Here is a 12322-nt window from a genome sequence, read left to right on the forward strand (position 1 = left end):
AGGAATCTAGAACAATAAGAGACTGATATTTAGGAGGAGTACATATGGCCGTCAAAGTACCGAAAGATAATACGATTGACAACACATTGGCTATTTTCAAGGATGGTTACAATTTCATCCCCAACCGTGTACAGAACCATCATTTGGATGTATATGAAACGAGAGTATTGGGAGAAAAAGTCGCCCTCCTCAGTGGAATCGAAGGGGCGGAACTTTTTTATGACAGAAATCGGATGAACCGGTCAGGAGCACTGCCGACAAGGGTTTTGAAAACACTATTCGGCGAAGGTGGGATTCAGACGATGGACGGCGACCCTCATACCCACCGTAAGCTTTTGTTCATGTCCTTGATGACTCCTGAATCTTTGCAACACTTATACGAAATCACGACCAAAAACTGGGCTCAATTCACGAAAAAGTGGAGCAAGATGAAAAAGGTCAACCTCTATGATGAGTCACGAGAACTCCTCTGCCGGACAGCGTGTGATTGGGCTGGTATTCCTTTAAATGAAAAAGAAGTGAATAAACGCACACGTGACCTGAGCAACATGATTGATGGCTTCAGTGCCATCGGGCCGAAACATATTGAAAGCCGACGTGCACGGAAACGGTCGGAAGCGTGGATCGAGGACTTGATCATAAAAGTCAGAAATGGAGAAATGGAAGCTGAAAAAGGAAAAGCTGTATATGAGATGGCTATGCACCGAAATGTAGAGGGCGAGTCATTAGATGCACGTATGGCAGCTGTTGAAACGCTTAACGTAATTAGGCCACTCGTCGCCATCTCGAAGTTTCTGACTTTCGGTGCTGTTGCGCTGGAGGAATATCCCGAAACACGAACTCGCGTTTCTTTAGATGATGAATATTTGTTCATGTTCACTCAAGAAATCCGACGCTTCTATCCATTCGTCCCATTTCTTGGGGCGAGAGTCGACCATGACTTCACATGGCAGGAGTACCCTTTCAAAAAAAATCAGCTAGTTTTGATTGATGTTTATGGAATCAATCACGATCCACGGATATGGGAGAAGCCGGACGAATTCAATCCAGAAAGGTTTTTGAATTGGGACGGAGGATTGTTTGATCTCATTCCGCAAGGGGGCGGCGGTTATTATAATGGACACCGCTGTCCAGGCGAATGGGCGACTATCGAAGTGCTTCAGGCGAGTTTTCGTTATATGACAAAACACCTCGGTTATGAGGTGCCGAAACAGGATTATAGCTACAGCTTAAAAAAAATGCCCGCCCTTCCGAAAAGCGGGTTCATTATGAAGAATGTCCATTATAAATGAATGGGGTTACAACGAGGCGCTCAGGGCAAAGGCTCTGAGCGTTATTCATTACTCACATACCAATAGAGGAGAGAATAAAATGTTTTTTGATAGTTGGATAAGTGTTTTCAAAATAATTATGATGGCGCTGCTCATTTATCCTGCCGTTATTTTGCTATTAAGAATTTCAGGAAAGCGAACATTATCAAAAATGAACATGTTTGATTTGGTTATTACTGTAGCTATAGGATCGACCGTTGCTACCATCCTTTTATCAAGTCAAGTCAAATGGCTGGATGGGATTGCTGCGTTATCCTCCCTTATCTTTCTTCAATACGCTGTAACATGGCTGGAGGTGCGTTCAAAAACATTCACTTCTTTTGTAAAAGGCGAACCGCAATTGCTAATGTACCAGGGGGAGATGGTGGAAACAGCTATGAAAAAGGAGCGTGTGAAAGCAGATGAGATCAGGCAGGCGATCCGATCACAAGGAGTGTATTCGCTAGGGCGAGTAAAAGCGGTAGTACTTGAAACAGATGGGTCGTTTTCAGTAATCACGAAAGAGACCGATCCCGGAGATAGTTCTTTAAAGGACGTAGATGGAATGCAAGCACCAAAAAAATGAGGTGAACCCAATGGGTTCACCTCACGTTGGATGGTACAATCGATAAAACTGATATATATGCTTTGCCAGCACCTTCAGTACGGAGTAGGTAGGTACAGCAACAATCATTCCTACCACCCCATATAAAGGGGCGGCTACAACGAGCAAAAGAATGACAGTCAAAGGATGAATATCTAAACGCTCTCCAAATACAAACGGAGCGACAAGGTTGCTTTCCAATTGTTGAACGACGATAAAGATAATGATTACGTAAATCGCCATGGATGGTGCCTGCATCAGCGCGATTACTATGGCTGGAATCGCACCAATCACGGGGCCGACAAATGGAATGACACAAGTGAAAAGCACTAATATACCTAACAGTAAAGCATAGTCCAGTCCAATCAATACATAACCGATATACGTCAGCACCCCATCCACCGCTGCAATAGTCACTTGACCGACGATGTAGGAGGATACCATATAATCCAGATCCTGCAACAGCTTTTCGCCTCTAGGCTTATGCTTACTAGGTAAGGCCCGTTTCAAGAAAGGGATCAACTTATGGCCATCTTTCAGGAGGAAAAATAAAACAAAGGGGACGATGACCAAAACCGTCGTAGCCCCGGCGATCGTAGAAAATACTTCTGTCATATGTTCACCGATTTTCGTAGTGAGGTTCCCGAAGTATTCCGTCAATCGTTGCCGGATAGATACCCCGGAAACTACCCCCATATCGTTTTCCTCGATTTTTTTACTCGCTTCTTCAGCCGTTTGTTTTAATTTATCAGGGAGTTGAGAAATATTGCTTACTTGCTTTTGAATTGTTCCTGCCAACAGCCGGAATGCACCGTAAAGAATCCCCCCTATAGCCGCATATACTGCTAAAATCGCAACAGGCAAAGGAACCACCTTAGCGATCCAATGAACAACAGGCCTTAATATATAGAAAAGAAATCCCGCGATCAAAAATGGATAGAACAGCGTACCAGTAATCGTTTTAACCGGTTGCAGCAGTTCCAATTTTTCCAGGAAATAATATAGAATCAAGATGAGGATTGCCGCTGTTATGTATTTGAAGAATGAGTGTTTGATCCACATTTAATTTCACCACCTATACCCCATTCATTCACTTTTTCACCAAGGATTAAACCGGAATAACAAAAGCCACCAGTCCTATCCGGCCACGACACACTTATTTAATCCAGCGAAGGGGTTTAATTACTACAATGGAGAGGATGCAGTTGGAGGCACAGGTTATTGACAAACCGTTTCCCAGACAGAAAAATCTGCGGTTCGATAATTATGTCGTACTGCATAACGGAGTGCATGTTATTCTCTACTTTCTGCCACACCAAAATGTGAAACGAGATTCTTCTTTTCCTTATTCAACCTCAACCACGCAAAATTATAACCGCCAACGAAATGTCATCCAATGGAGCTGTCATTCTCAAGCTCGCTACTTTTCCGGCCCCTTTTTCCAAAAAACCAACTCCCTTATTTCTCTATATACTCTAACATATAGTCAGAAAATAACAGTATACAAGCAATGGAACAAGACCAGCTTTATGTAAGGAATTATGACATGTTAAAACATTTATGTTAGATTTCCTTACATAAATGGTGACATTATGCTTCAATTCCATTATTCTATAGTCAATACATCAAATAGGAGGTAAACACCAGTCGTGCTATTCACCGAATTCACAACAATAAAACGGGAGTGAAATACCATGAAAAACCACTTAAGAATCGCTGTAGAAAGTATGAAAGAACATTATATTAAAAAACTCATCGATTCAGGAATGTATCACCATTCCGACAAGGCGCTCCACTCCCTTACATTGACTGAATTAGAGACCTTAGTTGAACGGATTCACCGCCCTTAAGACTCAAGTATCTTTAAGGAGGAGAAGTGATGTCATCATATAAGAACAAAAAGGTTATCTCTATAGGAACCGTCAACGAATTAACCGGTTTGTCCCTCAGACAGATCCGCTATTACGAAGAAAGACAATTGATTTATCCAGAGAGGACGAAAAGAGGAACACGGAAGTATTCATTTTCCGATGTGGAAATGCTTATGCAAATTGCAGATAAACGGGAAGAAGGCGTCCAGACGTATGAAATAAGGAAAGATCTTTTAGGATCTAACAAAGGAAAAGTAATGGAAAGAATGTTGCGCGGTCAATTGAACGCCCACTTCAAATTGAATAAATAAATTCTGTATCGGTTCAGGCAGCCCTCAGGCACCCCTAGGTCTAGGGCTTTTTTTATATCTCCTATTCCCTGCCATAACACAATCATCAGGACCAATCGGAAATTCGGAAGTACTTGGTAGGTGTCCGCTAAATACTTTTAATTAATATATCTTGACTTCGAAATAAATAGAGAGTATTATATTATTTAGAATCCAAAATAAATATATACAGGGGGAGTTTTTTTTATGACTAAATTAGTATTAGACCAAGTTCACAGCAGTCTTAATTTTCAAATCAAACACATGATGGTTTCCAAGGCAAAAGGTGAATTTCAGGAGTTTGATGTTCAGTTCGCCGGCGACATAAATGACCTTACTTCTGCCCAGGTTACAGTATCCATCCCAGTCACTTCTATCAATACAAGGAACGAACAACGCGACGGGCATCTCCGTTCAGGTGACTTTTTTGAAGCAGAGAAACACCCGCATCTCGTCTTCGAAAGTAAATCCATTAAAAAAATCTCTGACGAAGAATACGAAGTGACAGGAGATTTTACAATCAAAGGTGTAACGAACGAAGAGACTTTCACCGTCGAGTACAACGGAACTTCCAAAAGCCCGATGGACGGCAGCACAATAGCCGGTTTTGATGTCACCGGAAAAATCAACCGTGAAGCGTACGGTATGACATACAATGCAGCCATCGAAACAGGCGGTATGTTGTTAGGAAAAGATGTTAAATTCGAAGGAAACTTTGAATTCGTCGTAGAGCAGTAAAGGAAAAAATCCATCCCTTAAGAAAACAGCTGAGCTCATATTACATGAGCTCAGCTGTTTTTCTTCTGGTGGCAGATTCCCTGGTTCATATTTGGTAAACAATCAATTTCATAACGTCATGCCAATCCCACGATAAATTCACATTATTATTTTGTGGATGAAAAACGTCCAATTCCAACATAATCGGACGCTTAAATATTGAAATAAAGCGGGTGATGCAGGCTGCATCTTTCATTGAATGTGTGATGGCATTCCGGACAACCTCTCACTTCCATATACTCCTCAATCGTTAATTCATGCTGACAATTTCCACATAAAATCCCTTGTTGATTCCACTTTTCCTGAGGCCACTTTGTAGGAGGATGATCAGCATGATCCTGATGGCAATAGTAGCAGGCGTAATACTCCTGACAGCAGTGGAATTTGATCGCTATGATGTCCACTTCGGTATTGTAATGAGCACATCGGGATCGTGGGTCAACTGCTGTACCTTTGACGTGAAGATTCATAAGAACTCCCCCCATAATTTAAAGAGCTTTCACTCACATTCTTATCTATCCTATTTCCTTCCTATTAGACTCTCTTTTTAATTAAGGTTAAACGACTAAGATGAATCCACTTACATAATTTCTACTATTATAACACTTCATCCCCTTCCAAAAATAGACTCCTCAGGTCATCCAGAATCTGGATGACCTGAGGAAAACGGAGGGAAAGGAACTTAAGAAAATGGTTCATTCACCTTTGTACAAGGGGTGTAAGAGGAACAGAATGATTAACAAGAAAGTTACACTGATTACTCCGTTCCATTGAAATTGTTCCCATAAGGTGCCTACGGCTGTACTGCCGATGGCGACACCGATATAGTAACTGATTAAATAGAATCCTGACGCTCCGCTCCGGTGGTGTGTCGCAGATTTGCTTACAAGCGCTGCTGCCATTGAGTGAGCGACAAAGAACCCCATGCAGATTAAAGATAACCCGGACAGAACCAGTATCCCGGATGAGATAGACGTCAACATTACTCCGATGATCAGCAAAATGACGCCTGTAAACATAACTTTTTTCAAACCGAAAGCATCCGAGAATCTCCCGGCTATAGGCGGAGCCAAAACACCGAAGATGTAGGCAGAGTAAGTGAGCGCTATCCATTTCAAGGACCATGTGAATGGCTCTTCTTGTAAGTAGAAAGGTACATAAGTCCAGATAGCTGTAAATACAATTTGCAGCAAAACTCCCAGCAAAAACAACACGAGCATGTGGGCGTTTTTCAAGTGCACAAGCATTCCTTGCAGATCCTCCACTATACGCTGATCTGTTTCCCTGAAAAATCGCTCCTCAGGAAGCATGAACATAAATGAGAAGGTGGCAATTAAGCTGAATCCAGCAAATGACCATAGGGTGATTCTCCAGTCGAAAAAATCGGTCATATAACCACCGACAATTCGCCCTCCCATCCCTCCAAGAGCATTGCTTGAGATATACAAAGTCATGGCAAGACCTAAGTGTTTATGCGCCATTTCCTCTCCCAAATAACCCATGGCAGCAGCCGGAATCCCAGCTAGAAAGAAACCTTGTATCACTCTGAAGGTCACCATCCACTCAAAGGAAGGTGTGAAAGGAATGACAAGTAAGGACAAGGCTGTGACAATCAGGGACCCTTTCATGACAAGGGAACGTCCATAACGATCGGCAACGAAGCCTAACACGAAAAGACCCGCCACCATGGCCAGTACGCAAGCGGACATAAGAAAGCTTGCTTCTGTTGCTGAAATGTTCAGCTGACTCGTAAAAACAGGGAGCAGTGGCTGGAAAACATAAAGTGTTGAGAAAACGGATAAGGAAGCGAGCATCAATGCAATGGTTACACGCCAAAAACTCATTTCATCCGGTGTGTAGGGTGTAACGTTTTCGCAATTCGCTTCCATTATGATCATCCTTTATTTATTGATTGAACCTTTCTGGGAACGACGTTAAATCGATATCCCATACTAGAGGTAAATAAAAATAGATGGCAAGCGTAACGAGAATAACAGCGAATACATTCAGTAGAAATCCGGCTTTTGCCATGTCTGGAATTCTTAAGTAACCGGATCCGAAAACAACAGCGTTGGGCGGCGTCGCAACGGGAAGCATGAAAGCACAACTAGCTGCTACTCCTGCAGCAATCATCAGACTATATGGATGTACAGAGAGGGCGCTTGCAAGAGAGGCCATAATCGGGAACATCATAGTCGCTGTCGCTGTATTGGATGTAATCTCTGTTAAGAAAATGACAAGTGCTGCCACTATTATGACAATGAGAATCAGATTGACCCCTTCTAATATCGTAAGCTGCTTCCCTATCCATTCAGCAAGCCCAGTTTCCTGGAAGCCGGTGGCAATCGCTAATCCAGCACCAAAAAGAAGTAAAATCCCCCAGGGTAGTCCCTTGGCGGTGTCCCAGTCGAGAAGGAAATCCCCTTTTTTGTTTTTGGAAGGAATCAGAAATAAAAGCACGGCAGCAGTCATGGCAATCATCGTGTCATTAATATTTTCATTGATTTCCACTAAAATGAATGACCTTGAAATCCACGCAAGTGCAGTAATAGAGAACACAGTCATGACGATTTTTTCTTCTGAGGACATCATCCCTAAAGATTGACGTTCTTCTCTGATGACCTTACGCCCACCTGGAAGCTCTTTAATTCTCATAGGGTAGGCCATTTTCACTAGATAAAACCAGGCTATTGCTAAGAAGATAACTGCCAGAGGGACTCCGAATGCCATCCAGCCGGCAAACGTTACTTCTATGCCATATGTCTGCTCAACCACCCCTTTGAAAATCGTATTAGGAGGCGTACCAATCAATGTGGCTAAACCACCGATGGAGGCACTGTAGGCGATCCCGAGCATGACGGCCTTGCCAAAGTGGAAGTCAGAATGATCAACAGTTTCCCCCTTTTTCTTCAACTGTTCAGATGCTTGATATATGACCGCCATCCCGATCGGGACCATCATCATCGCTGTCGCAGTATTGGAAATCCACATGGAAAGCGACCCGGTGGCTACCATGAAACCGAGCACGATTTGCTCGGTACTCGTTCCTACAGAGGCAATAATGAACAATGCCATCCTTTTGTGCAGGTTCCACTTTTGCATCGCTAATGCGATCAGGAAACCGCCCATAAATAAAAAGATCGTATTATCTCCGTATGAAGAAGCGGTCGCTCCCCCTTCAAGACCTCCGGTAACAGGAAAGAGAATAAGCGGAAGCAATGAAGTAGCAGGAATGGGCACTGCTTCAGTAATCCACCAGGTAGCTATCCAAAGCGTGCTTGCTAATATCGCTACAGCACTATCAGAGAGCCCGTCCGCTTCTAAAAAAATCAGCGTTAGCACAAATAAAAGCGGCCCTAAAAGCAGTCCGATTTTTTGCCTCATGTCGAATGATGGGCCACCATTTCCCTCCTCGACGGATTGTTCTTTAGAATTCGATGGTTTGGACCTTTCCGAATCACCAGTAGCCATGAATTTCATCAGGTCTTTCGCCTGGTGATGCATATCCCAGAGACGCTGCCAAAAAGTCTTTAAAGTTGATTGATCATTCATAGGTTCACCCACACTTTCTTTGTATTGAAATAGTCGAATTTGTATGAATATTTACAAATTTTATCATAATTCATCATTCTTTGTAATAGAAACGCTTTCATATAAGAGATAAGACTTACAAGATTCCTCTATATGGAAAATAAAAACCACCTCAGGTCATCCAGAATCTGGATGACCTGAGGTGGGAGAAGATGGAAGATAGTTTACTTGTAAAGGAGGTATTGTCTTCTTACTTTTTTGAAGTCTTTAAGTTCATGTTTCCATTCTTTTTGAATTTCTTCGACAGGGGTTCCTTTTTCTATGGCTTCACGCACCCATCCGTTCCCGATCAAATAATCGAAAAAGGAAATTCCTGCACTGTTTTCAGAACGGAAAGCGAAATTTTCCGGATACAGGTCATGGATCGTTTTCACGAGATAGAGGCCTGTCTCCACAGGATTGAATTCCTTCCGATCAATAATGTGCAGTTGAACACCATGAGCCAGTTCGCCTGCATGTTTGGAAAATGAAGGAGTGAATGAAGCGGCACGGAACTTCACACCTGGCAAGTTCCGATCGTTCAATTCCGCTGCCAGTTCTGTACTATCAATAAATGGAGCACCTATCAATTCAAATGGTTTGGTCGTCCCCCGCCCTTCAGATACATTCGTACCTTCGATCAATGCTGCGCCTGGGTAAACGAACGCCGTTTCTACTGTCGGCATGTTCGGGGATGGAGCGACAAAGGACATACCTGTATCATCATAGTCCATATTCCGCTCCCAACCTTGCATTTCAACAACTGTTAAATCCGCCCCTATATCAAATTCCTTGTTGAACAACTTCGCCAGCTCTCCCACTGTCATTCCATGACGGAGAGGAATCGGGTAATTCCCAACAAAAGATTTGTATTCAGGGTCCAGGACAGGCCCTTCTACTTTCTCCCCACCAATCGGGTTCGGACGGTCCAGGACGATGAAAGGAATATCATTTTCTTCAGCAGCTTCCATCGCGTAAGCCATCGTGTAGATGTACGTATAGAAACGAGTCCCGACATCTTGAATATCAAATAAAAGAACCTCAATATCTTCCAGCATCTCCGGCGTAGGCTTTCGAGTCTCACCATACAAGCTGTATACAGGAAGGCCTGTCTTTTCATCAGTATAAAATTCCACATAATCTCCTGCCTGAGCACTTCCGCGCACCCCATGCTCCGGACCATATAATGCTGTTAAATCAACGTCGTCATCTTCATGAAGCACATCGACAATACTGTTAAAATCCTGATCGATTCCTGTTGGATTCGTGATTAAACCGACTTTCTTGCCTTCAATCAGCTCTTTCTCTTCATCCAAAAGAACCTCTACCCCAAGCTTGAAAGGCTGTTCCTTTTTCTTGTCATGCCCTTTATGCTTGCCCGGGTTGCCATTATGATCGGCAAAAACGACTGAGAAGGTGGACCATGTCATCATGAGTACAAGAGCGAACACTAACCATTTTTTCAAAAAAACCTCTCCCTTTTTAAATTCTGGTTAATCTGAGTGACTAATTATGCCTTTTGGAAGAACTTGTACAGGGGCTAAATACGCTTGTACGGTAAATGCACAGCTTTCTCCACCACCCCTGAACTCGTGTACAATATTTCGATATGAATTTTTCCACACCTCTGTCCGTTCATTTAATAGCTTAAGCCTGTTCCATACTCATACAGAAGTTCCCCATTTCCCCCTGGAATCGTGACAGGAAGTTGTCCAGTAGGGTTGTTATCCCCGAATATCGTCGCAGCAGTCGCTTCAAAACTCGAGTCTCTGAAACCATACTGTGCCAAGTACGCATCGACTTCCGGATAGGCCATGATGTCATAAGGATTACGGATACCGACACCGATGATCGGTGTATCCGTCTCTTGCATGATTCGGCCCATCATCCTCATTTGGGGATGATCCACAGAGCGTGTCCATACGTTATATGTGTAGGTGCTGTAAATGATCTGATCCGCCTCACCTATCTCTTGCATTTGATCTTCTGATAATTGGTCATAGGAAGAAGCTTCGATGACCGTTGTATTAGGGTGTTCATTGATGATGGCATTACCGAGCGAACCCACAAAGGAACTGCCGATCACAACCACTTTCTCTTCCTCGATGCGATCAAGTGGCAATACGCCATCATTTTTCACCATTGTAATCGATTGTTCAGAGGCTTCTTTTTCCACTTGCTGATGAGCTTCAGACCCGACGATTTGCTGTGCCTGTTCAATTTTTTCATTAACTGGTAATGGTTGTTCCGATTGTATGATACCGCGATTCAACTTCAGAGTCAGAATACGATTGACAGAATCGTTGATTGTCTCGATCGCCACTTCACCTTCGTCAACCGCATCATACAGGCCAGTCGCAACTTCTTCTAAACCAACAGGCATGAGAACAATGTCTGTGCCTGCGTTAACAGCGCGAATAGCTGCATCGACAGCCCCAAAGTGGTCGGCTATAGCGTTCATATTCATAGCATCCGTAATGACCACTCCATCATATCCCATATCCTCGCGCATCAATCCTGTAAGTACTTTTTCAGACAAAGTCGCAGGCAAGGCGATTTGCGATCCGTCTTTCTGAGAAGTGACTTGTGTATCATCAATTTCAGGGAATGTGATGTGAGCGGTCATGATAGCATCGATTCCTGCATCCATCGCTTGTTGGAACGGATATAATTCTACTTCTTTTAAGCGCTCCAGATCATAAGGGACTTCTGGCAATCCGAGGTGGGAGTCGACCGCTGTATCCCCATGTCCTGGGAAATGTTTAGCCGTTGCTGCCACACCTGTTTCCTGGAGCCCTGTCGTATAAGCGACGCCCATTTCTCCTACCAGCTCGGGGTTCCCACCGAAAGAGCGGACCCCAATGACAGGATTGTCCGGATTATTGTTCACATCCATCACAGGCGCAAGGTTCATGTTGATGCCAAGAGCTGAGAGTTCTTCCCCGATCGCTCGTCCTACATTCCGGGTGATTTCCTCGGATCTTGTAGCGCCTAAGGCCATGTTACCAGGCATATCCGTCCCTGATTGCAAGCGCGTGACGATGCCGCCTTCCTGGTCAATTGTCATTAAAAGACCAAATTTTTCAGCTGCCGCTTGGTAGTCTGAAACCAGTTCAGCGGTCTGCTCTGTCGTCACGACGTTTTCCCGGAACAAAATAACTCCGCCGAGATGATACTCTTCTACCTGTTCTTCGATTTCAGGAAGCATACTCGTTACGTCTTCTCCATCCCACGTACGGAAGTCCGGCATCAGCATTTGTCCGACTTTTTCTTCAACTGTCATGTTTTCAAGAGCATGGGAAATAATATCGTACCGTTCCCCCTTCCCTTTTTTGATCGTCGGTTTAAATTCCGGTTTCCCCTTGCCTTTGTCCGAACGAACCGGCTTATAATCTAAGGCAATCCTATCTTTATGAACACCGTCACTTACAGAAATCCATGTTCTCCCTGGTTGCCCGGTGAACGTAACTTCGCCGCCTTTGTCCACTGTGGCAACATTTTGATTTTTAGACAACCACTGGATCCCTTCCTCCACTTTTTTGAAATGACCTTCCTCATACACGTTCAAGGCACTAAGTGTGAACGTATCTCCTTCTACCGTCACGTCCGACTCCGGGACATTTTGCAAAATGATCATGTCCGAAACCCCCGATGTTTCAGCCGCGGCTACTCGCGACTCTTGCACCATATGAGGCAGCATTAAACAAAGGGCGAGCATCAAAATGAGCAACCATCTCCCACTCCTGTACATTCAACATTCCTCCTTGTCATATCTATTTGTAAAAGACGGGCGCTTACCCACACGGAAAACGTCCCTTCTTTTCCAAACTCTTTTCACTTAGATGACCTTGGCGAAAAACA

The 12322-nt window shown here is 43.7% G+C and carries 11 protein-coding genes; 5 read left to right on the plus strand and 6 right to left on the minus strand.

Annotated elements, in window-relative coordinates; all coding sequences use genetic code 11:
• Positions 1-44: 44 nt before the first annotated feature.
• A complete protein-coding gene (locus HLI_RS07035; protein WP_128524244.1) occupies positions 45-1292 on the plus strand; it encodes a CYP152 family fatty-acid peroxygenase CypC in 1248 nt (415 codons plus the stop codon).
• 79 nt (positions 1293-1371) lie between these two features.
• Positions 1372-1896: a DUF421 domain-containing protein gene (locus HLI_RS07040; protein WP_128524246.1), complete on the plus strand. Its 525-nt coding sequence runs from the start codon at positions 1372-1374 to the stop codon at positions 1894-1896.
• A gap of 21 nt (positions 1897-1917) precedes the next feature.
• Here HLI_RS07040 and HLI_RS07045 read toward each other — a convergent pair whose 3' ends face one another.
• The gene (locus tag HLI_RS07045; RefSeq protein ID WP_128524247.1) at positions 1918-2976 is read right to left on the minus strand and encodes an AI-2E family transporter; all 1059 of its coding nucleotides are present in this window, start codon (positions 2974-2976) and stop codon (positions 1918-1920) included.
• 632 nt (positions 2977-3608) lie between these two features.
• Between HLI_RS07045 and HLI_RS07050 the strand changes: the two genes are divergently transcribed.
• The 3 genes from HLI_RS07050 (at position 3609) to HLI_RS07060 (ending at position 4852) form a co-directional block, all read left to right on the plus strand.
• Positions 3609-3764: a Fur-regulated basic protein FbpA gene (locus tag HLI_RS07050; RefSeq protein ID WP_128524249.1), complete on the plus strand. Its 156-nt coding sequence runs from the start codon at positions 3609-3611 to the stop codon at positions 3762-3764.
• 29 nt (positions 3765-3793) lie between these two features.
• The gene (locus tag HLI_RS07055) at positions 3794-4096 is read left to right on the plus strand and encodes a MerR family transcriptional regulator (protein ID WP_128524251.1); all 303 of its coding nucleotides are present in this window, start codon (positions 3794-3796) and stop codon (positions 4094-4096) included.
• Positions 4097-4321: 225 nt separating this feature from the next.
• Complete coding sequence (locus HLI_RS07060; protein WP_128524252.1) at positions 4322-4852, plus strand: YceI family protein; 531 nt, start codon at positions 4322-4324, stop codon at positions 4850-4852.
• A 191-nt stretch (positions 4853-5043) separates the two neighbouring features.
• Here HLI_RS07060 and HLI_RS07065 read toward each other — a convergent pair whose 3' ends face one another.
• From HLI_RS07065 to HLI_RS07085, 5 genes are all read right to left on the minus strand, one after another.
• Entirely contained in the window at positions 5044-5361 is a 318-nt protein-coding gene (locus HLI_RS07065) for a CHY zinc finger protein (RefSeq protein WP_128524254.1), read from the minus strand.
• Positions 5362-5586: 225 nt separating this feature from the next.
• Positions 5587-6780 (minus strand): MFS transporter, encoded by a 1194-nt coding sequence (locus tag HLI_RS07070; RefSeq protein ID WP_128524256.1) that lies wholly within the window; start codon positions 6778-6780, stop codon positions 5587-5589.
• Between the two features lie 16 nt (positions 6781-6796).
• Positions 6797-8443 carry an SLC13 family permease gene (locus tag HLI_RS07075; RefSeq protein ID WP_128524258.1) on the minus strand — a complete coding sequence of 549 codons (1647 nt, stop codon included), beginning with the start codon at positions 8441-8443 and terminating at the stop codon, positions 6797-6799.
• Between the two features lie 203 nt (positions 8444-8646).
• Positions 8647-9894 carry an exo-beta-N-acetylmuramidase NamZ family protein gene (locus HLI_RS07080; RefSeq protein WP_431357401.1) on the minus strand — a complete coding sequence of 416 codons (1248 nt, stop codon included), beginning with the start codon at positions 9892-9894 and terminating at the stop codon, positions 8647-8649.
• 206 nt (positions 9895-10100) lie between these two features.
• Positions 10101-12212, minus strand: a complete 2112-nt coding sequence (locus HLI_RS07085; RefSeq protein ID WP_128524262.1) for a glycoside hydrolase family 3 protein — start codon at positions 12210-12212, stop codon at positions 10101-10103.
• Positions 12213-12322: the final 110 nt, after the last annotated feature.

This window comes from Halobacillus litoralis, from assembly GCF_004101865.1.
GTDB classification, from domain to species: domain Bacteria; phylum Bacillota; class Bacilli; order Bacillales; family Halobacillaceae; genus Halobacillus; species Halobacillus litoralis_A.

Bases quoted from the DNA above. Each gene is read 5' to 3' on its own strand.
- HLI_RS07085 (WP_128524262.1), bottom strand. From the start codon at position 12,212: ATGTACAGGAGTGGGAGATGGTTGCTCATTTTGATGCTCGCCCTTTGT.
- HLI_RS07050 (WP_128524249.1), top strand. From the start codon at position 3,609: ATGAAAAACCACTTAAGAATCGCTGTAGAAAGTATGAAAGAACATTAT.
- HLI_RS07065 (WP_128524254.1), bottom strand. From the start codon at position 5,361: ATGAATCTTCACGTCAAAGGTACAGCAGTTGACCCACGATCCCGATGT.
- HLI_RS07060 (WP_128524252.1), top strand. From the start codon at position 4,322: ATGACTAAATTAGTATTAGACCAAGTTCACAGCAGTCTTAATTTTCAA.
- HLI_RS07075 (WP_128524258.1), bottom strand. From the start codon at position 8,443: ATGAATGATCAATCAACTTTAAAGACTTTTTGGCAGCGTCTCTGGGAT.
- HLI_RS07040 (WP_128524246.1), top strand. From the start codon at position 1,372: ATGTTTTTTGATAGTTGGATAAGTGTTTTCAAAATAATTATGATGGCG.
- HLI_RS07070 (WP_128524256.1), bottom strand. From the start codon at position 6,780: ATGGAAGCGAATTGCGAAAACGTTACACCCTACACACCGGATGAAATG.
- HLI_RS07045 (WP_128524247.1), bottom strand. From the start codon at position 2,976: ATGTGGATCAAACACTCATTCTTCAAATACATAACAGCGGCAATCCTC.
- HLI_RS07035 (WP_128524244.1), top strand. From the start codon at position 45: ATGGCCGTCAAAGTACCGAAAGATAATACGATTGACAACACATTGGCT.
- HLI_RS07055 (WP_128524251.1), top strand. From the start codon at position 3,794: ATGTCATCATATAAGAACAAAAAGGTTATCTCTATAGGAACCGTCAAC.
- HLI_RS07080 (WP_431357401.1), bottom strand. From the start codon at position 9,894: ATGATGACATGGTCCACCTTCTCAGTCGTTTTTGCCGATCATAATGGC.